This window comes from Microbacterium sp. VKM Ac-2923 (assembly GCF_022815605.1).
GTDB lineage: Bacteria > Actinomycetota > Actinomycetes > Actinomycetales > Microbacteriaceae > Microbacterium.
In genome coordinates this window covers 46,462-70,057 of sequence record NZ_JALGRP010000010.1, presented here as the reverse complement: position 1 = coordinate 70,057, position 23,596 = coordinate 46,462, and the positions used below count along the sequence as shown (strand labels likewise).

General features: G+C 71.8%; 18 protein-coding genes. 8 read left to right on the top strand and 10 right to left on the bottom strand.

Annotated features, from left to right (window positions below; genetic code table 11):
- Window positions 1-48: 48 nt before the first annotated feature.
- The 3 genes from MT347_RS14945 to MT347_RS14935 all read right to left on the bottom strand — a co-directional run bounded on the left by MT347_RS14945 (window position 49) and on the right by MT347_RS14935 (window position 4,423).
- Window positions 49-1,014, bottom strand: a complete 966-nt coding sequence (locus MT347_RS14945; RefSeq protein ID WP_243502073.1) for a glycosyltransferase family 2 protein — start codon at window positions 1,012-1,014, stop codon at window positions 49-51.
- Window positions 1,011-2,924, bottom strand: a complete 1,914-nt coding sequence (locus MT347_RS14940) for a glycosyltransferase (protein WP_243502072.1) — start codon at window positions 2,922-2,924, stop codon at window positions 1,011-1,013. The genes MT347_RS14945 and MT347_RS14940 overlap by 4 nt, the downstream gene beginning before the upstream one ends.
- Before the next feature lie 104 nt (window positions 2,925-3,028).
- On the bottom strand, window positions 3,029-4,423 hold the full coding sequence (locus MT347_RS14935) for an O-antigen ligase (RefSeq protein WP_243502071.1): 1,395 nt from the start codon (window positions 4,421-4,423) through the stop codon (window positions 3,029-3,031).
- 62 nt (window positions 4,424-4,485) lie between these two features.
- Between MT347_RS14935 and manA the strand changes: the two genes are divergently transcribed.
- From manA to MT347_RS14915, 4 genes are all read left to right on the top strand, one after another.
- A complete protein-coding gene (gene manA, locus MT347_RS14930) occupies window positions 4,486-5,649 on the top strand; it encodes a mannose-6-phosphate isomerase, class I (RefSeq protein ID WP_243502070.1) in 1,164 nt (387 codons plus the stop codon).
- A 144-nt stretch (window positions 5,650-5,793) separates the two neighbouring features.
- The gene (locus MT347_RS14925; protein ID WP_243502069.1) at window positions 5,794-6,117 is read left to right on the top strand and encodes a WhiB family transcriptional regulator; all 324 of its coding nucleotides are present in this window, start codon (window positions 5,794-5,796) and stop codon (window positions 6,115-6,117) included.
- A 93-nt stretch (window positions 6,118-6,210) separates the two neighbouring features.
- Window positions 6,211-9,054 carry a glycosyltransferase gene (locus tag MT347_RS14920; RefSeq protein WP_243502068.1) on the top strand — a complete coding sequence of 948 codons (2,844 nt, stop codon included), beginning with the start codon at window positions 6,211-6,213 and terminating at the stop codon, window positions 9,052-9,054.
- The gene (locus tag MT347_RS14915) at window positions 9,047-10,438 is read left to right on the top strand and encodes a DUF5719 family protein (RefSeq protein WP_243502067.1); all 1,392 of its coding nucleotides are present in this window, start codon (window positions 9,047-9,049) and stop codon (window positions 10,436-10,438) included. Before MT347_RS14920 ends, MT347_RS14915 begins: the two co-directional genes overlap by 8 nt.
- A 25-nt stretch (window positions 10,439-10,463) precedes the next feature.
- Here the strand turns inward: MT347_RS14915 and MT347_RS14910 are convergent, their stop codons facing one another.
- Complete coding sequence (locus tag MT347_RS14910) at window positions 10,464-10,898, bottom strand: hypothetical protein (protein ID WP_243502066.1); 435 nt, start codon at window positions 10,896-10,898, stop codon at window positions 10,464-10,466.
- Window positions 10,899-11,024: 126 nt separating this feature from the next.
- On the opposite strand from MT347_RS14910, the gene MT347_RS14905 reads away from it, so the two are divergent.
- A complete protein-coding gene (locus MT347_RS14905; protein WP_243502065.1) occupies window positions 11,025-11,231 on the top strand; it encodes a DUF3499 family protein in 207 nt (68 codons plus the stop codon).
- 266 nt (window positions 11,232-11,497) lie between these two features.
- Here MT347_RS14905 and MT347_RS14900 read toward each other — a convergent pair whose 3' ends face one another.
- A complete protein-coding gene (locus MT347_RS14900) occupies window positions 11,498-12,328 on the bottom strand; it encodes an RDD family protein (RefSeq protein ID WP_243502064.1) in 831 nt (276 codons plus the stop codon).
- Between the two features lie 16 nt (window positions 12,329-12,344).
- Here MT347_RS14900 and MT347_RS14895 point away from each other — a divergent pair, with 16 nt between their 5' ends.
- From MT347_RS14895 to katG, 3 genes are all read left to right on the top strand, one after another.
- On the top strand, window positions 12,345-13,340 hold the full coding sequence (locus tag MT347_RS14895; protein WP_243502063.1) for a stage II sporulation protein M: 996 nt from the start codon (window positions 12,345-12,347) through the stop codon (window positions 13,338-13,340).
- Between the two features lie 72 nt (window positions 13,341-13,412).
- The gene (locus tag MT347_RS14890) at window positions 13,413-13,874 is read left to right on the top strand and encodes a Fur family transcriptional regulator (RefSeq protein WP_243502062.1); all 462 of its coding nucleotides are present in this window, start codon (window positions 13,413-13,415) and stop codon (window positions 13,872-13,874) included.
- Window positions 13,871-16,129 (top strand): catalase/peroxidase HPI, encoded by a 2,259-nt coding sequence (gene katG, locus MT347_RS14885; RefSeq protein WP_243502061.1) that lies wholly within the window; start codon window positions 13,871-13,873, stop codon window positions 16,127-16,129. The genes MT347_RS14890 and katG overlap by 4 nt, the downstream gene beginning before the upstream one ends.
- Window positions 16,130-16,524: 395 nt before the next feature.
- Here the strand turns inward: katG and MT347_RS14880 are convergent, their stop codons facing one another.
- The 5 genes from MT347_RS14880 to MT347_RS14860 all read right to left on the bottom strand — a co-directional run bounded on the left by MT347_RS14880 (window position 16,525) and on the right by MT347_RS14860 (window position 23,582).
- On the bottom strand, window positions 16,525-17,484 hold the full coding sequence (locus tag MT347_RS14880) for an NAD(P)-dependent oxidoreductase (protein ID WP_243502060.1): 960 nt from the start codon (window positions 17,482-17,484) through the stop codon (window positions 16,525-16,527).
- Window positions 17,481-20,207, bottom strand: a complete 2,727-nt coding sequence (locus MT347_RS14875) for an alpha/beta fold hydrolase (protein ID WP_243502059.1) — start codon at window positions 20,205-20,207, stop codon at window positions 17,481-17,483. The genes MT347_RS14880 and MT347_RS14875 overlap by 4 nt, the downstream gene beginning before the upstream one ends.
- Window positions 20,204-21,226 (bottom strand): 3-oxoacyl-ACP synthase III, encoded by a 1,023-nt coding sequence (locus MT347_RS14870; RefSeq protein WP_243502058.1) that lies wholly within the window; start codon window positions 21,224-21,226, stop codon window positions 20,204-20,206. The genes MT347_RS14875 and MT347_RS14870 overlap by 4 nt, the downstream gene beginning before the upstream one ends.
- Window positions 21,227-21,351: 125 nt before the next feature.
- Window positions 21,352-22,653 (bottom strand): DUF58 domain-containing protein, encoded by a 1,302-nt coding sequence (locus MT347_RS14865; protein ID WP_243502057.1) that lies wholly within the window; start codon window positions 22,651-22,653, stop codon window positions 21,352-21,354.
- A complete protein-coding gene (locus MT347_RS14860; RefSeq protein ID WP_243502146.1) occupies window positions 22,653-23,582 on the bottom strand; it encodes a MoxR family ATPase in 930 nt (309 codons plus the stop codon). Before MT347_RS14860 ends, MT347_RS14865 begins: the two co-directional genes overlap by 1 nt.
- Between the last annotated feature and the right edge of the window lie 14 nt (window positions 23,583-23,596).

Here is a 23,596-nt window from a genome sequence, read left to right as displayed (position 1 = left end):
AGAGGCCCGGGTGGGGGCACCCGAGCGGTCGCCCGGGTTACACCGGGGTCAGGCGACGGGGCGAGCCGGCTCCAGCGGAGGCATCGGCTTCCACGAGTCGTCACGTGAGATCGCGCGTCCGTCGCGGAGACCGCGGAACAGGTGGCTGGTGCCGTTGATCTTCCGCTCCACGACGACGAGACGGATGAGTTCCTTCACGAACGTCAGCACGGTTCCCGCGGTGAAAGGCAGGACGCGATACTCCCCGAGCGTCCGGTAGTACTTCTGCAGGTACGCGCGGTTGCGCATGATGTAGTACCGGTACGCATCGCTGGAGGCGTTCATGTGGCGGATGCCCATGTCCCACTGCTTGATCTCGCGGGTGCGGCGCAGGACGAACTCGTTGACGATCACCGACGGCGTCTCCCGTGAGGCCAGCCAGCCGTAGAGCTGGTCGTCCCAGTAGATGAAGAAGCGGGGGTCGGGCAGTCCGATCTTCGCCACGATGTCGCGGTGGATGAACATGCCCTCGAAGCAGCCCGAATTCATCGGCTTGAAGCCCGAGTCGTCGAAGGCCGCGGGAGCGTAGGGGATCGGGATCGCCATCGACTCGGCGATGCGGTACTGCCAGTAGAACTCACTGCCGTCGTAGTCGTAGCGGCGTCCCTGTATGCTCCGGAACCGAGGGGCCCAGTGCCCCATGCGCGCGAGTCCGTCGGAGACGACCTCCACGTCGTCGTCCATCAGCCACATCCACTCGGAGCCGAGGTCGTAGGCGACCCGCACGCCCTCGCTGAATCCGCCCGAGCCGCCGGTGTTGGTGTCGAGGCGGCGGTAGACGAGCTCGGTGGGGAGGCGATCGCGGAAGGACTCCACGACCGCCGTGGTGTCATCGGTCGAGGCGTTGTCGATGATCACGAGGTGCCCCGGTGCGGGCGACATCCGTTCGATGCTGTCGAGCAGACGCGTCAGCAGGTGCGTGCGGTTGTACGTGACGACGACGATGGTCGCGGTCGCGGGGTCGAACGTGCTCACGAGAGCTCCTCGAAGGTCGTGCGCCACTGCTGTTCGGAGACGAGATCGGGCAACGCGCGTCGGTACTGCCGGGACAGGCGCGGCCACTCGCGCTGCAGACGGCGGTGCAGCCGCCAGCTGTCGACGAGCATCCGGCGGAACTGCGCGCGATCGCGCGTGTAGATGTTCTTGCCCGAACCGTCCGCGGCGCTGACCAGCGCGCTGTCGTAAAGGGGCACGCGCCACCAATGCGCGTCACCCTTGCCGAACTCGACCTCGGGCTGCGCGAGGTTCTCGGGCTTCGGGGTGTGGATCCAGTGCGAGAGGAGCGTGCGCACGGTGAAGGTGCGCAAGGCGACACCGCTCGGGCTGTCGAACTGGTTCTTCTTGAGCCGCTTGAAGACCTGGCGTCCGTGGCGTGAACGCAGGGGCACGCCCGAGTCCTTGTGCACCACCGTTTCGGGATGCTTCTTGGCGACCGTGCGCGCGTCGGGCATGGCCGTCGCGAGCCCTCGGCGCATGTGCTCGGGTCCCGAGAGGATGTCACGGAGCGCGCGATGGCGGAGTTCGACGGGGTAGTACTGCATCATCATGAGGTGCTTCAGGTCGACCCGGCGACTGTGGCGGATGAGGGTGCCCCCCATCGGTGCGCGCGAGTGCAGCAGGCCCGCCACGATGCGGTTGCGCGCGTGGAAGTACGCCTGCCAGTCGATGGAGTCGTCCTTACCGATCCACGACACGTGCCAGAGCGCCACACCGGGCATGGAGACGGTGGGGTAGCCGGCATCCCGAGCCCGCACGCAGAACTCCGCGTCGTCCCACTTGATGAAGGCCGGGAGTGACAACCCGATCTCGCGCAGGATGCTGGTGGGGATCAGGCACATCCACCAGCCGTTGTAGTCGGCATCGAGTCTCATGTGGAGCAGGGGCGACTGGCGCAGGTTCGCGACACTGAAGTCGTGGGGGAGGCGCTCCTGGAAGAGGGCTCGCCACATGAACGGCGCGTCGTCGACGACCTCGGCCCACGCGTGCAGCTTGGGGCGGTCGAGCAAGTCGAACATGTGCGCGCCGACGATGGTGGGAACCGAGGCGTAGCGACCGAAGACCACCGAACGACGGATGGACTCGGGCTCGATGCGCACGTCGTCGTCGAGGAGCTGCACGAAGTCGCTGCCCTCGCGCGCGAGGGTCTCGACCATGGCGCGGGCGAAGCCGCCCGATCCGCCGAGGTTGGGCTGACGCAGCACCTGCAGCGTCTCGCCCAGTCGCTCGGCGACCGCGGGGAAGGCGTCCTGCGCCTCGACGAGGTCGGTGCCCTGGTCGATGATGAAGACGCGGTCGACGACGTCGAGAACGTCGGGGGCGTCGGCGAGGGCCCCGAGCGTCTCGACGCAGTAATCGGGTTTGTTGTACGTCGTGACGCCGATGCTGGCCTTGCCGCCCCGCACCGGCTCCTGCTCGGTGGTCCACTCAGCGCCCTCGAAGATGGCGTCGGTCGTGTCGGCGGCGACATCGAACCAGATCCAGCCTCCGTCGCTGTACTGGTCGAGGACGAGATCGAACGAGCTGGCCGTCGCCTCGCCGCGCACCTCGCGGGTCTCGATGCGCTGCTTGGTGCCGCCGCCGTTCGAGCGGTAGACGAGGATCGTGGCATCCCCCGTCGTGCGCACGGTCAGGCGCACTTGGCGCACGGCGGTCCAGTGCTGCCAGTACGACGCCGGGAAGGCGTTGAAGTAGGTACCGAACGACACCCGTCGCCCGGCCACGATGCGGGCGCGGTGGCGATCGAGGATGTTCGCCAACTGGGCGACGTTGGTCACCCGGACGGGCTCCTCGTCGATCGTGGACCACGTCTCGGGGTCGACGTACAGAGGAAGGAGATCCGGATCGCGGTCGAGCGGGAGGACGGCGTTCTGCAGGGTGTACGTCACGAAGAGATCTTTCGTCTAGGCGCAGCGGCCGCGGACGGCCAGCGGGAAGTCTACCCGGCGCTCTCGGCGCGACCCTGGGTGGCCGTCGGACGCACCCCTCGGGCTCACGAGCCCTGCGGACGGCCGTTCTCGATCGAGGCGCTCATCTCGCCGGCGCCGTGACCGACGAAGGGCGTCTGCTTGATCTTGGCCCCGAACAGCACCACGAACATCCACCCCCAGAGCAGCAGCGGTCCCGACTCCGTGAGACCCTGCACGACCAGCAGCGCGCCGACCAGCGTCGGCAGGAGCGTCAGCGGAGAGTGCGGACGATCGTCGCGAAGGTCCCAGCGGGGACGGTCGACGGCGAAGAACCAGGAACGCCACACATAGGCGAGATAGACCAGCGCGAGCAGCACCACGCCGACGACGCCGAGCTGCAGGTAGGCGTCCAGCCACATGCTGTGCGCCTGCACGACCGTCTGACCGTGCTCGACGATCCAGCCGTCGATGAGCGGTTCCGAAGAGATCCACGGCGTCGAGAACCCCCAGCCGATGAGGGGGCGCTGATCGGCGCGCTCGAGCACGTCGGCCCAGACGCCTTCGCGGCCGAGCAGATCGGCGCCGCGTCCCAAGACACCGAAGAACGCCTCTCGACCGAGCCATAGCGCGGTGCCCCCGCCGAGGCCGATCGCGGCGTACAGCAGGTACCACCGTGTGCGCTCGCCGGGGCGCCGGGCCGTGCGCATGACCAGGACGGTGCCGAGCACGAGCGCGACGAACGCGGCCGCGATGAACGCGGTCGCGGACCCGGCGCGCACGAAGAGGAAACCGGCCACGACGGTCCAGGCGATCAGCAACGCGCGGCGTGGGGCTCCGGATGCCATCCGGACCCCGAAGACGATGATGGCGACGAGCATGACCGCGGCGAGCAGGTTGGCGTTGCCGAAGACGCCCTGGATGCGTCCACCGTCGAAGAGGTTGTCGCGCGACCAGTACAGGATCGGATCCACCTGCGCGGACGGCACGACGAAGCCGGGGAGGAGAGGCCCGCGCACCAACAGCGACACGGCCACCTCGAACAGCAGCGACAGGCCCACGACCCATTTGGCCGCGGACGCCACCGCGCGGACGACGTCGCGCCAGGTGAGCACCGCCCCCACGAACAGACCCTGGAAAGTCGTGATCACCAGGAGCAGCCAGGTGAGGACGGATGCCGCGGGCCAGGCGCTCCATGCGAGCGACGCCGTCGCCCAGGCCACGTAGCCGAAGGCGAGCCATGGGAGGCGCCGGACGGCCATCGGCGGGCGGATCGCGATCCAGATCACCACGGAGACCACCGCGGACGCCGCCGCCACCACCGCCGCCACGACGGGGCCGGTGGCGTTGACGAGTCCCACGCCTCCGAGGGCGAGGACGATGACGAAGACGCACCACGCCCGCAGCAGCAGATGCGCCGTCGTTTCGCGCGGCGGTGCCGTCGGCAGCGCCGACACGGGGTGATTCGTGTACATCGCCATGATCGCTTCAGGGTACCGGTCGGCATCCGGAAGCGTTCGGCGCCCGCACTATGCTGACGCCCGTGCTTGTTGCGATCTCGAACACGCCCCGTGACTACGCCTGGGGCAGCCCGACGCTCATCGCCGACCTCGAGGGACGTGAACCCAGCGGCTCGCCGGAAGCCGAGATCTGGTTCGGAGACCACCCGGGGTCGCCCGCCGTGGTGCACGACGGCAGCGACCGCACGCTCGACGCGTGGCTGCCCGCCGTCGCGGCAGACCTCGACGTGCCCGCGAAGCTGCCGTACCTGCTGAAGCTCCTCGCCGCCGGTGCCCCCCTGTCGATCCAGGTGCACCCGTCCAAGGAGCAGGCGGTCGAGGGATTCGCCCGCGAAGAGGCCGCGGGAGTCCCCCGCGACGCGGGCTCGCGCAACTACAAGGACGACAACCACAAGCCCGAGGTGATCGTCGCCCTGAGCGACGAATTCACCGCGCTCGCCGGCCTGCGCGACATCTCGCGCACCCGCGCGTTGGTCGATGCCCTGGGCGAGGGGGCGGCCGTCGCCGCACTGCGCGCGCGCCTGTCGGCCGACGACGCCTCCGAGGCGTTGCGGGCGACGATCGGCTGGTTGCTCGGGGAAGCCGATGCGGCCGAGATCGCCGAGATCGTGGATGCCGCGGCATCCGCCGAATCCACCGAGTTCGCCGCCGAGTTGGAGCTGACGCGTTCGCTGCATACGGCGTACCCGTCCGATCCGGGCATCGTCGTCGCTCTGCTGATGAACCTCGTGCAGTTGCGCCGCGGTGAGGCGATCTTCGTGCCGGCGGGCGTCCTGCATGCCTACGTCGCGGGGCTGGGCGTGGAGATCATGGCGGCGAGCGACAACGTCCTGCGCGGCGGGCTGACGCCCAAGCACATCGACGTGGCCGAACTGCTCTCCCTGGTCGACTTCCGTCCCGCCGAGCCCCCCTTCCTCCGCCCGACGGCGACGGGGGAGGGTGCCGAGGTGTTCGCACCCGGCATCGCCGACTTCGCGCTCGGTCACCTGACCGCGGGCGAGAGGGCCGGCCTCGATCTGCGGGGACTCGCGATCGCTCTCGGCGTCGCGGGATCGACGACGCTGACCGGTGCGTCGGGCGCGGTCGTCACGCTCGCGGCCGGTGAGGCCGCGCTCGTGACCCCCGACGAGTCGCCGCTCGTGGGCAACGGTGCCGGCGAAGTCTTCGTCGCCATGCCCGGGGCCTGACCGCGACACGCCGGAGCGCGTCCTGAAGGTTCACGTCGCCCTTGAGGGTTTACCATCCGCGACTTGACCAATCCGAATCACACGGGTGTAATTATGTCTACGCGCAAGCCGCGTCATGGGGGCTCGAACGAGGGGGAGGATGATATGGCGACGTCGCAGTACCGGTCCGGTGTTCCGGACAACTGGTTCGTGGATCCGGTCGACCTCGGTGTTCCCGGCGTTCGCCGCGACATCGACGCCACGGAGGAGAACACCCTCGCCTGGCAGACCGACGCGCTGTGCTCGCAGACCGACCCCGAGGCGTTCTTCCCTGAGAAGGGCGGATCGACCCGCGACGCCAAGCGCATCTGCACCTCGTGCGACGTCAAGGGCGAGTGCCTCGAGTACGCCTTGCAGAACGACGAGCGGTTCGGAATCTGGGGCGGGCTGAGCGAGCGCGAGCGTCGCAAGCTCAAGCGTCGCGCCTGAGTCCCGCGTCACCTGTCGGTGCCGGGAGCGATCCGCCCGTCGACGGCGCGGCGTCCGTGATCGCACCGGGTCGGACTTAGGCTGATCCGCGTCATGCCCGACCGTGTACACGCCATCCTCGTCGTGCGTCCCGAAGGACGCACACCAGCGGCGAACCATCTGCGCCGCACGCTCGCTGCCCTTGCGGCGCAGACCCGCCGCGTCGACGCCCTCACCCTCGTGCTGTGCGGCCCCGACGCGGAACTCACGCGCTTGGCCGCCGAATCCGGCGCAGAAGGGGTCATCACGGCATCCGCCGGCACGTCGTTCGCGACGGCTACGGCGCTGGCGACCCCGCGCCTGACGGGCGACACGATCTGGCTCCTCGCCCAGGACACCGCCCCCGATCCCGAGGCGCTCGAGCGCCTCGCCGGGGCCCTCGAGCTGTCGCCCCCGCTCGTCGTGGCGGCGCCGAAGCTCGTGGACTGGGACGATCGCGACCTCATCCGCTCGCTCGGCGTGAGCATGAACCGCTACGGCGGCAGCGTCGAACTGGCCGCCGGCGAGCTCGACCAGGGGCAGCGCGACCGCGACTCCGACGTGCTCGGCGCCGACGTGCGCGGGCTCCTCGTGCGACGCGAGGCCTGGGTGGCGCTCGGGGGACTCGACCCCGCTCTCGGCGGCGCCGACGAAGGTCTCGACCTGGGCGTGCGGGCGCGCCTGGCCGCGAGGCTCGTCGCCGTCGTCCCCTCCGCCCGGGTAGCGGTCGCCGGTGACGGCGTCGCGGCCATGGCCCGCGGTCGTCGTCGAGCCCGGCGGCGCGCCTTCGCGACCCGGACGGCGCAACTGCACCGTCGCCTCGCCTATGCGCCCGCCCCCGCGGTGCCCCTTCACTGGCTGTCCTTCCTTCCCCTGGCGGTGTGGCGCACGTTCGTCCACCTGGTGACCAAGATGCCGCACCGCGTGCTGCCCGAGTGGGGCGCGACCCTGCTCGTGATGGCGCGACCCACCGCGGTCGCGCGCGCTCGACGGCGGATCCGCGCGCAGCGAAACGTCGGGTGGTCGCGCATCGCCCCGTTGCGCGTGTCCCGCGCCGAGATGCGCGGGCGGTGGCAGGGCGACGTCGGTGACCCCGACGCGCCCATCCGCAGCGAGCTCCGGTTCTTCGTCGGCGGCGGAGCCTGGGCGGTCCTCGGCGCCCTCGCCGTGTCGGTCGCCGTGTTCGCCCCCCTCTTGGCATGGCCCGTGCTCGGCGGCGGCGCCCTCGCCCCGCTGCGCGCGAACGTCGCGCAACTGTGGCAGGACGCCGCGTGGGGGCAGCGTCCCCTCGGACTGGATGCCATCGGCCCCGCCGACCCGTTCTCGGCGATCGTGGCGGTGGTGGGCACGCTGTCACCGGGTGATCCGTCGCGCGCGTTCGTCGTGCTCTGGGTGCTCGCTCTGCCGCTCGCCGTCCTGGGCGGGTGGTTCGCCGCCACCCGCGTGACGGAGTCGTCGCTGCTGCGCATCGTCGCGGCGACCGCGTGGGCGCTCGCGCCGACTTTCCTCGCCGCCCTCGTCGAGGGGCGCCCCGCGGCCGTGCTGGCGCACCTCTTTTTGCCGTGGCTGTTCTACACCGCCGCCGTCGCGCATCGCTCCTGGGCGCCGGCTGCGGCGGCATCCATCCTGTTGGCGGCAGTGCTGGCATGTGCGCCGTCCCTGGCTCCCGCGGCGGTCGTGCTCTGGTGTGCCGCCCTCGTGGTGGTCGCCCTCGTCGCCGGTCGCGGCGTGGCCCGTGTCGTCTGGCTCGTCATCCCCTCGATCGTGATCTTCGCGCCGCTCGTGTGGGCGCAGGTGCGATCGGGCAATGCGTGGGGTCTTCTGGCCGACCCCGGTGTGCCGTTCGCGGGGGCCGAGGCGTCGGCCGATCCGATCGGTCGCGCCCTGCTCGCGGCGGGGTTCCCGACCTCCGACCCGGGTGGGTGGGCGAGCCTGCTCGGCCACCCCGTGTGGTGGGTCGGACTGCTCGTCGCCCCCCTCGCCGTGCTCGCGGTGCTGTCGGTACTCACTCCGCGCTGGATCACGGCATCCGGTCTCATCGTCATCACCGCGACGGGGCTGGCCACGGCGTTCGCCGCGGTCGGGATCGCCGTGTCCTTCGACGACGCGGTCGCGGTGCCGTTGTGGGCGGGGTCGGGCCTGAGCCTCGCCTGGGTGGGTCTGGTGGGTGCGGCCGTCGTCGCCCTGGACGCCGGGATCCCCCACCGAGCGCGGGTGCTGCGCCCGATCGGGGGGATCGCTGCCCTGCTGGCGCTGGCGGTGGCCGTCGCCCCCGCGCTCACCGCACAGCTCGCCGACGCCGGTGACCGTTCGGTCTTGACGAACGGACCCGTTTCCACCCTGCCCGCTTTCGTCGCGGCGGAGGGCCGAGGCTCGCTCTCCATCGGCACACTCGTGCTCGACCCCCGTGAGGACGGTCTGCACGTGGAGGTCGTCTGGGGAGGCAGTGAGACGCTGTCGGGTCAGAGCACGCTGCGGGCCACCCGCACCTCGGCCGACGAACAGGACCGGCAGCTCGCCGCCCTCGCCGCCGACCTGGTGTCGCCGTCGACCGACGACGTCGTGTCGCGGCTGGCCGAGCGCGGGATCGGTTTCGTGCTGCTCGCCTCGGCGCCGTCGGCGCAGAACGACGTCGTCCTCGGCGACCGGCTGGGCGCCGCCAGCTCGCTCGACCAGCGCGACCTGCTCGACCCCGTGGGGGAGACCTCCCGCGGTGACCTGTGGCGCGTGAACACAGACGTCGCCCCGCGGCCGCCGCTGGACGATCACCGGGCCGGGGTGCAGCGACTCGTCGCGCTCGGGTCCCTCGGCGTGCTCGTGGTGGCGCTGCTGCTGGCTGTCCCGACGGCAGCCTCGCGACGCATCGCCCGGCGCACGCCGCGCATCGTCGGACCGACACCGGGAGGTTCGCATGGGTGAGCGCCGTCTCGTCCGTTACGCCGCCACCAGCGCCCGACTGGTGGCCGGTGCCGCCGTCGCCGCGGCAGCCGTCGTCGGCACGGTCGCCGCGATCGCGGCTCCGTGGCCCCAGTACGCCGCGCAGCCCGTGCGCGTGCAGGCGACCCCCGCTCCGAGCGACACCGTGCTCGCCTGCGACGGTCCGTTGCTGGCTCTCGGGCGCAGTGCCGACGCGGCCAGCAGCCTGAGCGCCGCCGCGTCGTCGCAGATCGTCAGTGGTCCCGCCGACGCCGGCGCCGACACGAGCACGCTCAGCGGGGCGACCGGGGACGCCGACGGCGACGCGCAGGTGCTGCGGGCGGCTCCCCGCGACGGTGCGCTGACCTCCATCGCCGCGGCGACCTCGGCCACCGCCGCCTCCGACGACCTCGTCGGCTTCGCCGCCTCCGCGTGTCGTCCACCGCTCGCGGAATCGTGGCTCGTGGGAGGGGCGAGCACCACCGGCGCCAACGACCTCGTCGAGCTCGCCAATCCCGGAAGCGTGCCGGCCACCGTCCAGCTGTCCGTATACGGGTCGCAGGGGGTGTCGACGCCGCCCAGCGGTCAGAACATCGTCGTCCCCGCGGGCTCGCGGCGCGTGGTCCCCCTCGCGGGGCTGCTGTTGGGCGAGGAGAGCCCGATCGTGCGGGTGGCCTCATCCGGGGCGCCCGTCCACGCGGGACTTCAGACCAGCGTGACCCGCGTGCTCCTGCCCGGCGGTGTCGAGCAGGTGGCGCCGACCGCGCAGGCCGACACTCATCTGGTGATGCCGGGCGTGCAGGTGATCGAGACGGCTGCGGGCCAGGCCGGCACCGTGCTGCGTCTGCTGGCGCCGGCATCCGACGCCTCCGCCTCCGTCACCGTCACCCCCGTGGATGCCGCGACCACCGCGCCCACGCCCATCGACATCCCGCTGACGGCGGGGCTTCCCACTTCACTCGACCTTTCCGGCATCCCGAGCGGGACGTACACCGTCGACGTCTCGGCCACCGCTGCCGTCGTGGGGTCCACCTGGTCGACCAGGGGCTTCGGGCAGGGTGCCGACTTCGCCTGGTACGCCTCGGCTCCCGAGATCGCCGAGCCCAGCGTCGTCGCCGTGGCATCCGGGGTCGGAGCGTCCGTGGCGCTCGCGGGCGGCGAAAGCGAGGCGACGGTCACGCTCACCCCGGTCGAGGGTGGCAGCCCCGTCACGGCGACGGTCGGTGCGGGTGCCGGCGCCGCTGTACCCGTCGCCGCGGGCGTGTATCGCCTCGAGACCACGGCGCCGGTGCACGCCGCCGTCACCTACGTCGCCGCGTCCGCGATCGCGTCATACCCCCTGTGGCCGGCCGATGCCGCAGCGGCGGCGGTGACCGTCCTGCCCTGATCCGGTCGGGTCGCTTTGCGACCGCTCAGGAGAACCGGAAGCGTTCGGGGCCCAGGTCCCAGGGATCGCGATCGAGGTACTCCGCGGCCGCACGGAACACAGCTCCCTCGATCATCATGCGACGGTGCAGGTCGTCGTCTTGATGGGGGTGTCCGAGCCGCTCGATGGGCACGCGGTACAGAATGATGCGCTTCTCTTCGCGCAGCACGGTCCACCGCGGGATGCCGTCACCGAAGGCGGGCGGCATGACGCCGATCTCGAAAGACACCTCGCGCAGATCGGACCAAGCCGAGCGCAGGAACTCCGCCGCGGCGCTGACCGCGACGTCGAAGCGCTCCACGCGCGTGTCGATCGGAGGAAGCGGCGGGCGCACCACCGGACTGCGGTTCTCGCGCCCGTGGCGGCCATGACGCGACGGGCGGGCGACCGGCCGTGCTTCGCGGGATCGGCGGCGCATCATTCGCCCATCCTACGGTCGCCGGTGGGTGGAGGACGGCGGCAGGTCGTGTGTGGGGGCTCAGCGCTGTGAGCCGGCGGCGGCGCGGCGTCGACCCGACGGGGGAGGCGCTGGTTAGGCTGACCGACGATGCGCGACAGACTCTGCTCGAAGGTGGGATGCGCCCGCGAGGCGATGAGCACCCTCACCTACGACTACGGCGACCAGATGGCGGCCCTCGGCCCCCTCGGGCCGGCCAGAGACCCGCACGCGCACGACCTGTGCGCGATCCACGCCGACCGGTTGTCGGTCCCGAAGGGCTGGGTCGTCGTGCGTCACGAGACACTGCGCGCCTGAGCCCGCCCGCCGCAGCGACGGCGTCGTCGGGGTTTGGGGCGCAATCCGCTCTTCGGGGCGTGTGGATGCCGTCCCGAGCGGCCCAATCCGCTCCGCACGGCCGGGGTCGCCCGCACGGCAGGGGTCGCCCCGAACGGGCGGGGTCGCCCCGAACGGCTGAAGTCGCCCGCACGGCAGGGGTCGCCCCGAACGGGCGGGGTCGCTCCGAACGGCTGGGATCGCTCCGAACGGGCGGCGCCGCCCCGAACGGGCGGGGTCCGTCGGCGTCAGACGTGCTCGGTGAGGGCGGCGGCGCGCTCGGTCTCGAGCGTGAGCGCGCGGTATTCGCGATCGCGTCGCACCGCCGACACCGCACGGACGAGGGTCTCGGCATCCACCGACGGGTGCGGCGAGACGAAGGGACGCACGGCGTCGGCGAGGGATGCCGCGACGCGGGCGCGCGCGGCCGGTTCCAGGGCATCGGCCCCCCGCACGAACTGCGACACGCGCGCGGCGAGACGGTCGGGGAGTCGAGAGACGTCGGCGACCTCGGCCCAGGCGTCGAGGCCCGGCGGGAGTCCGGGCGCGGCGGGCGGGAGGGCCCGAGTACGGGTGCGCTCACTGGCCGTCCCGGCCAGCAGGTCGCCGAGGCGTTGCGCGCGTGGGGTGAACATGCCGACCACAGCGGCGACGGCACCGAGGGTGAACCACAGCTCGAGCACCCCGACCAGCGCGCGGATGAACGCCTGACGGAAGCCCGCCGCGCCGCCGTCGGTGCGCACGATGCGCGCGCCCACGGCCAGGCGCCCGAGGCTGCGGCCGCGCGAGAGCGTCTCCACCGTGGTCGGCACCCCCACCATCACGACGACGAGCAGGGAGATGACGCCGATGCCGATTGCGGACTCGGGGAGCGTCCCCGCCCCGATCATCGCCGTCAGGAGCAGTCCACCGCCCACCAGCAGGACGACACCGACGACGAAGTCGATGAGAGCCCCTACGGCGCGCAGGAAGAGGCCGATGGGCTGCACGTCGAGCGCGACGGCCTCGCCGGTGAGGATCTCATCCGCGCCCATGTCGACGAGCGTGACCGCGCGAGAGGGGGTCGAAGCCGGTGCCATGCGTACAGTTGATCACATGGACCTCGATGCCCTCACGGCTGCGCGGCGCCAGGAGTGGGCGCGACTCGACCAGCTCGGTCGCACGCGGCGTCTGAGCGGTCCCGAGGTCGACGAACTCGTCACCCGCTATCGCGCGGCGTCGGCGGATCTCGCCGACATCAAGACCTCAGCCGGGCGGACTCCGCAGGGCGACTACGTCTCGATCCTGCTGGCACGCACGCGGCTGCGTCTGACCGGGGTTCGCGAGAACGTGCTGAAGCAACTGCCCCGCTTCTTCGTGCTGCAGCTGCCCGCAGCGCTGTACCGGGTGCGGTGGATGACGCTGGCGGTGACGGTGTTCTTCCTCGTGGTGTCGACGTTGGTCGCCGCGTGGATCTCGGGCGATCCCGCAGCCGTCGCTGCGCTCGGTGCGCAGAGCGACCTGCAGAACTACGCCGATGAGCAATTCGTCGACTACTACCGCGAGAACCCCAACGCGATCTTCGCGGGAACGGTGTGGACGAACAACGCGTGGATCGCGGCGCAGTGCGTCCTCTTCGGAGTGACCGGGGTGTGGCCCGTGATGGTCATCATGCAGAACGCCGTGGGCGTAGGGCAATCGGCCGCGATCATGATCGCCTTCGACCGCGCCGACGTGTTCTTCCAATTCATCCTCCCGCACGGTCTGCTCGAGCTCACCTGCATCTTCGTCGCGGGGGCGGCGGGACTCCAGATCTTCTGGGCGTGGGTCGCACCGGGCCGCCGCACACGAGCGGAGGCCCTCGCCGCGGCCGGCCGCTCGCTCGCCACGGTGGCGGTGGGCCTCGTCTTCGCCCTCGCGCTCTCCGGTGTCGTCGAGGGGTTCGTGACGCCGCGCGACTGGCCCTGGCAGCTCAAGATCGCCATCGGGGCCGCAGCGCTGGGTGTCTTCCTCTTCTACATGCTGTGGGTCGGCCGCCGAGCCGTGCGCGCCGGTGAGACGGGGGACGTCACCGAGTACGAGGCGGGGACGCCGACGCTGACGGCCGGGTGAACGGCATCCGGGATCCTGATCGTTTCCCGGCGTGTCATTTTTGATTCACTCAAAACTGGATAGGCTCGGATCGTGCTCGACAGTCGACCGGATGCCACCGCGGATGACCTCATCCGTGGCGCGGGTCTACGGGTGACGGCGACGCGCGTCGCCGTGCTCGAGGCTCTGCGCGTGCATCCGCACGCGACAGCGGACGCCGTGTTCGACGGTATCCGCGGCATCCTTCCCGGTACCAGCAAGCAGTCCGTGTACAACGCGCTCGGCGACTTCGCCGACGCGGGTCTCGCGCGCCGCATCGAACCCGCCGGTCACGCCGGCACGTTCGAACTGCGCGTGGGCGACAACCACCACCACGTGGTGTGCACCTCGTGCGGGCGCATCGACGACGTGGACTGCGTCGTGGGTTCGGCCCCGTGCCTGCACGTGCCGGAGGGAAGCGGCTACCTCATCGAGAGCGCCGAGGTGACGTTCTGGGGCGTGTGCTCCGATTGTCGAGCGAAGTCCGAAGCCGAACCACTGAGAGGATCCCGATGAGCGACACTCTGAACGGATGCCCCGTCTTCCCCGACGGCGCCGCCCCCGACGACAACCGACTGCCCGTGGGCGAGGCCCCCGCCGACAGCGAGCCCGCGGGGGCCCTGCCGCACCCCACCCAGGGGTCGGCCAACCGCGTGTGGTGGCCCGAATCGTTGAACGTGAAGATCCTCGCGAAGAACAACGCCCTGCGCGACCCCCTCGACGAGGGCTTCGATTACCGCGCCGCCTTCGAAGCGCTGGATCTGGATGCCGTGAAGAGCGACATCCAGCACGTCATGACGACCTCGCAGGACTGGTGGCCCGCCGACTTCGGTCACTACGGGCCCCTGATGATCCGCATGGCCTGGCACAGCGCCGGCACCTACCGCGTGACCGACGGCCGTGGCGGCTCGGGCGCGGGCATGCAGCGCTTCGCCCCCCTGAACAGCTGGCCCGACAACGTCAACCTCGACAAGGCCCGCCGCCTGCTCTGGCCGATCAAGAAGAAGTACGGCCAGTCGATCTCGTGGGCCGACCTGATGATCCTCGCCGGAAACGTCGCGCTGGAGGACATGGGGTTCCCGACCTTCGGTTTCGCCGGCGGCCGCACCGACGTGTGGGAGCCCGACGACGACGTGTACTGGGGCCCCGAGACCACCTGGCTCGGTGACGACCGCTACACCGGCAACCGTGAGCTGGAGCGCCCCCTCGCAGCCGTGCAGATGGGTCTCATCTACGTCAACCCGGAGGGGCCCAACGGCACCCCCGACCCGCAGCTGTCGGCTCACGACATCCGCGAGACGTTCGGCCGTATGGCCATGAACGACGAAGAGACCGTCGCCCTCATCGCCGGCGGCCACACCTTCGGCAAGACGCACGGCGCCGCGAGCGACTCGAATGTGGGTGTCAACCCCGAGGCCGCCGACATCAACGACCAGGGTCTGGGCTGGAAGAACAGCCACGGCACCGGTAAGGGCGACGACACCATCACCAGCGGTCTCGAGGTCACCTGGACCTACCACCCGACCCGCTGGGACAACGAGTTCTTCCACATCCTCTTCGCCTACGAGTGGGAGCTCTTCCAGAGCCCCGCGGGTGCCCACCAGTGGCGTCCCGTCAACGGCGGCGGCGCCGACATGGTCCCCGAGGCGCACTCGAACGGCCGCCGCGAGCCCCGCATGCTCACCAGTGACCTGGCCCTCCGCGTCGACCCGGCGTACGAGAAGATCTCGCGTCGCTTCGCCGAGGACCCCGCCGCGTTCCAGGACGCCTTCGCCCGCGCCTGGTTCAAGCTGACCCACCGTGACATGGGCCCGCGCGAGCGGTACCTCGGCTCGGAGGTGCCCGCCGAGGTGCTCGTCTGGCAGGACCCCGTCCCCGCCGTCGACCACACGCTCATCGACGCGGCCGACGCCGCGGCGCTGAAGCAGCAGATCCTCGACAGCGGCCTGACGGTCCAGCAGCTCGTCACCACGACGTGGGCGGCGGCATCCACGTTCCGCGGGAGCGACAAGCGCGGCGGAGTGAACGGCGCGCGCATCCGCCTCGAGCCGCAGAAGAGCTGGGCGGTCAACAACCCCGAGCAGCTGGCATCCGTGCTCGAGGTGCTCGAGAACGTCAAGGCCGGCTTCGACGCGGGGGCCGCGGACGGTAAGAAGGTCTCGATCGCCGACCTGCTGGTGCTCGCGGGCAACGCCGGTGTCGAGCAGGCCGCCCTCGCCGGTGGCGTCGAGGTCGAGGTGCCCTTCACTCCCGGCCGCACCGACGCGTCGCAGGAGCAGACCGAGATCGAGTCGTTCCGCTGGCTCGAGCCGATCGCCGACGGCTTCCGCAACTACGCCTCGCGCGAGGCGCGGCTGCCGGCGGAGTTCCTCCTGCTCGACAAGGCCAATCTGCTGACGCTCACCGCGCCCGAGATGACGGTTCTCGTCGGCGGCCTCCGCGCCATCGGTGCGAACTGGGACGGCAGCGACTGGGGTGTGTTCACCGACACTCCGGGCGCGCTGACCAACGACGTGTTCGCGAACCTCCTCGACCTCGGTACGGCGTGGAAGCCGCTCGACTCCGGCAAGCACGCGTTCGAGGGCACCCGCGACGGATCGGGGGAGCGCATCGGGATCGGCACGCGCGTCGACCTGGTGTTCTCATCGAACTCCGAGCTGCGGGCTCTCGCCGAGGTCTACGCCTCCGACGACGCGAAGGAGAAGTTCGTGTACGACTTCGTCGCGGCCTGGCGCAAGGTCACCGAGCTCGACCGGTTCGACCTGGTCTGAGTTCGTTCGCCGCGGCTGTCGTCGCGGCATCCGGAAGGCCCGTCCCCTATCGGGGGCGGGCCTTCCGTCGGTTCTGCAGCACGCACAGGCCCGGACACAACGCAGGAGTCTCGCGTTCCACGTGCGACAGAGTCGGGGCGCGGCGGCCAGAGGTCAGCAGAACTTCTGCGTTGTGTCCTCCGCGCAGCGGGGTCGGGTCTGGAGGGCGGGGTACTGCAGGGGTTGTGCAGGCGACAAGGTCCGTGGTCGGCTCTGGACACAACGCAGGAACAGCGGGTGCGGCGGTCTGTTTCCGGGGGCTCGAGGGAGACTCGGGCGGCAAAACTCCTGCGTCGTGTCCGGCGACCGCCGGTCTCCGAGACGTGCGACGCGGATCTGCGGGAGTTGTGCGCCGTTCAGGCGAGCGACAAGCGTCGCAGACCCTCGTCGAGCGACACCGCGGGAGTCCAGCGCAGGTCGCGACGGATCTCGGTCTGATCGAACCAGTGCGCCGTCGACAGTTGCTCGGCCAGGAATCGGGTCATGGGCGGCTCGTCCGCGCCCGGGCGCACGGCCCACACGCGCTCGACCAGCGCGCCGGCCGCGCGAGCGAGCCCCGCCGGCACACTGAACCGGGGCGGCTCGACGCCCGAGGCGCGGCAGATCCCCGCGAGCAGATCGCCCACCGGTCGTGGCTCGCCATTCGTCAGGACGTAGGCCCGCCCGCTGACGTCATCGACACGGCCGAGGGCGGCGACGATCCCGGATGCCGCGTTGTCGACGTACGTGGAGTCGATGAGCGCCGTCCCGCCGTTCAACAGCGGCAGACGGCCCCGGCGGGCGCGGTCGACGATGCGCGCGATGAGCTGCGTATCGCCGGGCCCCCACACCAGGTGCGGGCGTATCGCGACGAGCGCGGTGCCCGATCCGGCGCGAGAGAGCGCCAGCAGCTCGGCCTCGGCCTTCGTGCGGGCGTACTCGCCGTGCGCGGCATCCGGATCGGCCGGATCGGCGCCCACCCCGGCCAGCGCGTGACCCGCGTGCGCGACCGACGGCGACGACACGTGCACGATGCGCGACACCCCGGCCGCGGAGGCCGCGTCGAGGAGCGTTCGCGTGCCCTCGACGTTGACCGCGCGGAACTGCGCCGGATCACCCGCGAGCGAGACCTTCGCGGCCAGGTGCACCACGCCGTCGACGCCGTCGAGGGCGGATGCCACGGCATCCGGATCCGTCACTGAACCGAGCCGATCCTCGGCGCGATCGACGCCCGAGGGACGACGCTGGAGGGTGCGCACCTCGTGACCGGCGTCCTGCAGCGCGCGCACGACGGCGCGGCCGAGGAAACCGGAGGCGCCGGTCGCGAGAACCTTCACAGCGCGGTGGGCTTCTCGCCGGCCAGCAGGCGCTCGGCCCAGGCGGCGACGCGTGAGCGGTCGATCTTCGAGTTGTGTCGGATGTCGGTGGGAAGACTCGGCACGACGAGCACGGCCGCCAGACGCTGCGAGGTTGCCGCGCGCACCGACTCGGTCAGAGCAGGGGATGCCAGCCCGGGGCGCCGCACGCCGGCCTCGACGACCGCGACGACGACCTGCCGACCCATGGGTCCGACCCCCACGGCGGCCGCGCGCGTCACGGCACCGACGGTCTCGGCATCCTGCTCGACGCCGACGGGGGTGACCGGTCCCTCGGCCGTGGTGATGACGTGGGGGAGTCGCCCCTCGACCCAGAGGCGCCCGTCGGCGTCGAGGTGGCCGACGTCGCCGGTGCGGTGCCAGCGGTCGGGGAGCCCGCGACGCGCGTCGCGGTCGGTGAGGTAGAGCCGGAAGTATCCGCGCTTGAGGTGGGGCGCGGAGATGACGATCTCGCCGGTCACCCCGGCATCGGTCGTCGGCTCGCCCGCGGCGCGTCCCTCGGCGTCGAGCGCGCAGATGCGCACCTGACCGGTACCGAGCGGACGGCCCACGCACACGCCGCGGTCTCCCGCCGCCTCTTCGATCTCGGGGAGCGTCACGTCGGCGACGAGCAAGCACTCGGTCATGCCGTACGGCGTGTGCGCGACGGCGTTCGGCATCAGTCGCTGCGCACGTCGCAGCAGATCGATGCCGACCGGTGCGCCGGTCGAGAGGAACGTCTCGACCCGGTCCAGCGCCGCGCTGTCATCGGCGGTGAGGTCCGACGCCGTCGCGACGACGTTGGCCACCGCCGCGGGGGAGAGGAACACCATCCGCGCATCCGAGGCCCGCACGGCGGCGGCGACGGCGGCGGCGGTGAGGGTGCGCGGAGCCGAGACGTCCATGTCGGGTGTCGCCGAGCGCGTGCCGAGTGCGGGGCCGAGCAGGGCGAACGGCGCGAAGCCGGTCACCAGGCCCGTGTCGGCGGTGACGCCGAAGTGCGCGGCGAGGGTGTCGCGCAGCGCCGTGAGCTGAGCGTGCGTGTACACGACGCCCTTGGCCGGCCCCGTCGAGCCCGAGGTGAACAGCACCGCGGCCTCGGCGTCGGACGCGGGAGGTGCGGGCAGGGGGCGACCGCGCCCGGCGCGGGCCAGGTCGGACAGGCTCGCCTCGACGCCCAGGGCCTTGGAGCTCGCAGCGGGGAGGGACGCGGCCGAGATGCGACGACCGGGCCACCCGAGGGCGCGAGCGGCGGCGAGGCCCGCCACCTCGCCGATGACGACGTCGGGCACGGCGCCGCGGACGGCGCGCGACAGACCCCGGATGCCGAGACCCCGGTCGGCCACGACGACGACGGCGCCGATGCGCAGGCACGCGTACAGAGCGGCGGTCAGGGTGGGGCCGGGCTGCACGAGCAGCGAGACGCGGTCACCCGCTCGGACGCCGAAGGCGTCGAGGCCCGCGGCGATCTCGTCGACCCGGGCGGCGAGCTGGCTCCAGCTCACGCGCAGCGGTTCCCCGTTGCGCGAGGTGCTCATGTCGATGACGGCGGTGTCGTCGTCGCCGCGGCGGGCGTCCAGGGCGTCCCAGAGATGGCCGGTGGGGCTGGATGACGTCGTGGCGGGGACTCCGACGCTGCCGTCCGCCGGGGTCCCGCTGACGGTCTCGGCGTCTGCGCGGGCGAGCGCCGCTACCCGGCGCCCGGTCGCGGCTGCGCGACGGGTGCTGGGCACGGGAACCGCGGCATCCACGACCTTCTCGTCGAGCCAGTCGAGCACGACGTCGGCGTAGGGCCGCTCCTCGGCGAGGAGGTGCCCGGCGCCCTCGAAACGATGCACGTCGGCGTGCGGCAGGCGCTCGGTCAGGTCGTCGAGGTGGCCCTCGCCGAACACCGGGTCCTTCGGACCGCGCAGGAGCAGCGCGGGCACATCGAGCCGGCGGAGCCCCGCCGACAAGCGTCGCAGCGCGGGCGTGCTCTCGTCGGCCGCGGTCGCGGGGATGCCGGCCACGAAGCCGCCGATCCCTCGGCGGCGCGCGACGGTGGCGTACGGCGCGCGGAAGGCGTGGCGCACGGCCGGGTCGAGATCGGCGAGCGCCAGAGTGGTGTCGAGGAACGCCGTCGTGCCCGTCGTGCCGGCGGCCAGCATGCCGCGGGCCGTCGCCACCCGCAACGCGAACGGCAGCGGGGCGCCGTCGGGATGGTGCACGGCGGTGTTCAGGGCGATGACAGCGGCGAGGCGGTCGCGGTTCTCGACCGCCCACCCGAGCGAGACCGGGCCACCCCAGTCGTGCCCGATCGTGACGACCGGACCCCGGATGCCGAGTTCGTCGACGAGGGCGCCGAGGTCCGCGATGCGCTGGGCCAGGGGGCGCCGCAGGCTCGAGCGCTCCGAGAACCCCATCTCGAGCTGGTCCACGGCCACGACGCGCCAGGCCGCGCGGCCGCCCTCGGCGCGTGACAGCGAGGCGTTCACGAGCGCGCGCCAGAGGAAGGACCACGTCGGGTTGCCGTGCACGGCGACGATGGTGCCCAGGGGCGGGATGCCGCGCTCGGCGAGGGCGTCGCCGGTGTCGAGCACGTGCCACGTACGCGTGGCACCGGCGTCGGCGGCGACGCCGTCGACCGCCACCAGGCGCGAGAGGGCCGGGTCGAGCCCGGGCAGGCCCACCGGGGGAAGGGTCGCACCCAGGGCGGTCACCCTCACCAGGCCAGCTCCAGCATGCCGGTGTTCAGCCCGGAGCCCACTCCCATCAGCAGGACGCGATCGCCCCGGCGCAGCGTCTTCTGCTCGTCGACAAGGGTGATCGGAATGGATGCCGGGCCCACATTGCCCAGGGTCGGGTAGGTGACGGGCACACGGGTGCGGTCGAGCTTGGCGGCACGAACGATCGCGGACGTGTGCACCGACGACACTTGATGCGTGACGTAGCGGTCCATGCCCGTCCAGTCGAACTCGCCCTTGGCTTCTTTCCATGCCGACACGACGAGGTCGAGTCCGCCCTTCAGTAGCGCCTTGGCGTCGGTGAACATGCCGTCGACGCTGCCCACGCACAGGTCGTAGAACTCCGTGGCGGCGCGCGTCACGCCGCCGACGATGCGGTGACCCTCGGGGTGGTCGCTGGCGCGGCCGAGGACCGCGGCGGCGGCTCCCGAGCCCAGGGTCAGCGAGGCGAACTCCTGCATGAAGGCGTCGCGGTCGAGGTCTTCTCGCACGAGGCGGTTGATGGTGTTGACCTGGATCTCGTCGGCGTCTTCGCCGTTGACGATCAGGGCGTACTTGATCTGACCCGACTGGATCATGCCGGCGGCCAGGCTCATGCCGTTGATGAAACCGAGACAGGCGTTGGCGACGTCGAAGTTGACCGCCGAGCTCGGGAGCCCCAAGCCGTGGTGCAGGCGCACGGCGACCGAGGGCTCGAGGTGCTTGCGCGTGACGGAGGTGTTGATGATGAGACCGACCTCGCTGGGGTCGACCCCCGCCTCGGCGAGGGCCTGCTTCCCGGCGGCGATCGTGGCCTCGTCGGAGGACTCCCCCTCGGCCCAGTTGCGGCGTTCGTTGACGCCCGCGACGCGGCGCAGAAGGCCGGGCTTGAGCTTGAGGCGCTCCAGCGCCGGGGCCAGTCGCGCCTCGATGTCATCGGACGTCGTCACGCGGCTGGGCAGGACGCTCGCCACCGAAACGAGGGCCACATCATCGAAGTGCGTGGTGGCATTACCTGGCAAGAGAGCTCCCGCATCCTGTGCGTAGACGGCGCAGCCGGGCACGGAGGGGACGCGCGGACGGCTCGAAGGGTACCCCTCAGGATAAGCCGCGACGTATGTCTCGGGCTGCATGGGGGCTGAGCGTGCTAGAGACGGCCCGCTGCCTTCAGAGCCAGGTAGCGGTCGGCGACGAGGGGCGGCAGGTCGTCGGCCGACGCCGACACGGCATCGCCGCCCGCGCGCACGACGGCATCGCGCACGCGTTCGGCGTCGTGACGCGCGCGCTCCATCGCCGCGGCGGCGTACACGTCGGCGGCGTCCCGGTGCGGCGGCGCCTCGCCCGGACCGTCGGTCGCGGTCGCCACCAGCAACCGCGACCGCGCGGCGACGGCCGGGAGCGACGCGAGGAAGGCACGCGCGGCCTCAGGGTCGTCGGCGGCGGTGAGCAGCACGACGAGGGCCGGGCGCACGGACAGGCCGCGCACCTGCGCGAAGGCGGCGTCCCAATCGGTGTCGATCAGCTGCGGGTCGACCGGGCACATGGCATCCACCAGGGCGGGCAGCAGCTGCGCGCCGTCGACGCGGGTGACGCGCGCGCGGGTGACCCGGTCGAACATCAGCAGGTGCACGTGGTCGCCGGCGCGGGTCGCGAGCACCGACAGCAGCAGTGCTGCCTCCATGGCCGCATCCAGGCGCACCCCGTCGCCGACCCGGGCGGCGGCCGTGCGGCCGGTATCGATGACGACGACGACGTGCCGGTCGCGCTCCGGCCGCCAGGTGCGCAGCATCGTCGTTCCCGCACGGGCCGTAGCGCGCCAGTCGATGGAGCGCACGTCGTCGCCGCGGACGTACTCGCGCAGGCTGTCGAATTCGGTGCCTTGACCGCGGACCTGCAGCGTGGTGTTGCCGTCGAGTTCGCGCAGGCGCGCCAGGCGCGACGGCAAGTGTCGGCGCGAGGTGAACGGTGGGAGCACGCGGATGCGGGCCGGTGCATCGATCACGGCCTGCCGGCCGGCGAGGCCCAACGGGCCGACCGAGCGCACGACGACGAAGGCGCTGCGCAACTCGCCCCGACGCCGGGGGAGCAGCCCCAGGGGCGCGGCGCGACGCTCGCCGGCGGGGACGGTGTAGAGCAGACGCGCCTCGGGCGCACCGGCCGTCGGCTGCCAGGCGTCGCGGACGCTCGCCCGCAGGGTGCGCCCACCGAGGTTGCGCACCCGCAGCTCACCCGCGACGGCGGTGTCGAGCAGCGCGCGGTCCGGGTGCGTCCGGGTGACCTCGACACGCCGTGGGTCGGCGGCCCGCGTCATGTCGGCGATCGCCAGCAGCGCGCTCAGCAGCACCCACCCACCCGCGGCGGCCCACGCCGGCACCCCCGCGGTGCTCAGCAGCACGACGGGGACGACGCCGAGGGCGACGAGAAGGGCGAGGCGGCCGGTGACGAACATCAGATGGGGACGCGGGTCTGCTGCAGGACGGAGGTGAGGATGGCATCCACCGAGACGCCCTCGATCTCCGCCTCGGGGCGCAGGCGGATGCGGTGACGCCACACGGGCACGAGCATTGTCTGCACGTGGTCGGGGGTGATCGCCGGGTATCCGCCGAGCCACGCCCAGGCCTTCGCGGCGGCGAGCAGTCCCGTCGTCGCGCGGGGGCTGACCCCCAGCAGCACCGAGGGACTCTGACGGGTGGCGCGGGCCAGATCCACCACGTAGCCCAGGAGGTCGTCGTCGACGGCGACGGATGCCGCCGCGCGCTGTGCCGCCAGGATCTCGTCGGCCGTGACGACCGCGTTCAGCCCCGCGTCGCCGAGCCGGCGGGGGTCGAAGCCGCCCGCGTGGCGCCGGAGCACGTCCACTTCGGCATCGCGCCCGGGCAGGTCGACGACGAGCTTGAGCAGGAAGCGATCGAGTTGCGCCTCGGGCAGGGTGTAGGTGCCCTCGTGCTCGATCGGGTTCTGCGTCGCGGCGACGAGGAACGGGTCGGGCAGCGTGCGGCTCTCGCCGTCGGACGACACCTGCCGCTCCTCCATCGCCTCCAGTAGGGCCGCCTGGGTCTTGGGGGGCGTGCGGTTGATCTCGTCGGCGAGCAGCACGTGGGTGAAAACCGGGCCGGGGCGGAAGTCGAACCCGCCCGCGCGCGGGTCGTAGACCAGCGAGCCGGTGACGTCCCCGGGCATGAGATCGGGAGTGAACTGCACGCGACGCGTGTCGAGGCCGAGGGCGCGACTGAACGAGCGCACGAGCAGCGTCTTGGCGACGCCGGGAACGCCCTCGAGCAGGACGTGGCCCCGCGAAAGCAGCGCGATCAGGAGACCCGTGACGGTACCGTCCTGCCCGACGACGGCTTTTCCGACTTCGATGCGCACGCGGTGCATCGCCTCGCGGAGGG

What these genes read in the sequence shown, in the direction of transcription:
- MT347_RS14920 (WP_243502068.1), top strand. Translation starts at nt 6,211, where the DNA reads ATGCCCGACCGTGTACACGCCATCCTCGTCGTGCGTCCCGAAGGACGC.
- MT347_RS14925 (WP_243502069.1), top strand. Translation starts at nt 5,794, where the DNA reads ATGGCGACGTCGCAGTACCGGTCCGGTGTTCCGGACAACTGGTTCGTG.
- MT347_RS14900 (WP_243502064.1), bottom strand. Translation starts at nt 12,328, where the DNA reads ATGGCACCGGCTTCGACCCCCTCTCGCGCGGTCACGCTCGTCGACATG.
- MT347_RS14895 (WP_243502063.1), top strand. Translation starts at nt 12,345, where the DNA reads ATGGACCTCGATGCCCTCACGGCTGCGCGGCGCCAGGAGTGGGCGCGA.
- MT347_RS14915 (WP_243502067.1), top strand. Translation starts at nt 9,047, where the DNA reads ATGGGTGAGCGCCGTCTCGTCCGTTACGCCGCCACCAGCGCCCGACTG.
- MT347_RS14860 (WP_243502146.1), bottom strand. Translation starts at nt 23,582, where the DNA reads ATGCACCGCGTGCGCATCGAAGTCGGAAAAGCCGTCGTCGGGCAGGAC.
- MT347_RS14935 (WP_243502071.1), bottom strand. Translation starts at nt 4,423, where the DNA reads ATGGCGATGTACACGAATCACCCCGTGTCGGCGCTGCCGACGGCACCG.
- MT347_RS14865 (WP_243502057.1), bottom strand. Translation starts at nt 22,653, where the DNA reads ATGTTCGTCACCGGCCGCCTCGCCCTTCTCGTCGCCCTCGGCGTCGTC.
- katG (WP_243502061.1), top strand. Translation starts at nt 13,871, where the DNA reads ATGAGCGACACTCTGAACGGATGCCCCGTCTTCCCCGACGGCGCCGCC.
- MT347_RS14905 (WP_243502065.1), top strand. Translation starts at nt 11,025, where the DNA reads ATGCGCGACAGACTCTGCTCGAAGGTGGGATGCGCCCGCGAGGCGATG.
- MT347_RS14910 (WP_243502066.1), bottom strand. Translation starts at nt 10,898, where the DNA reads ATGATGCGCCGCCGATCCCGCGAAGCACGGCCGGTCGCCCGCCCGTCG.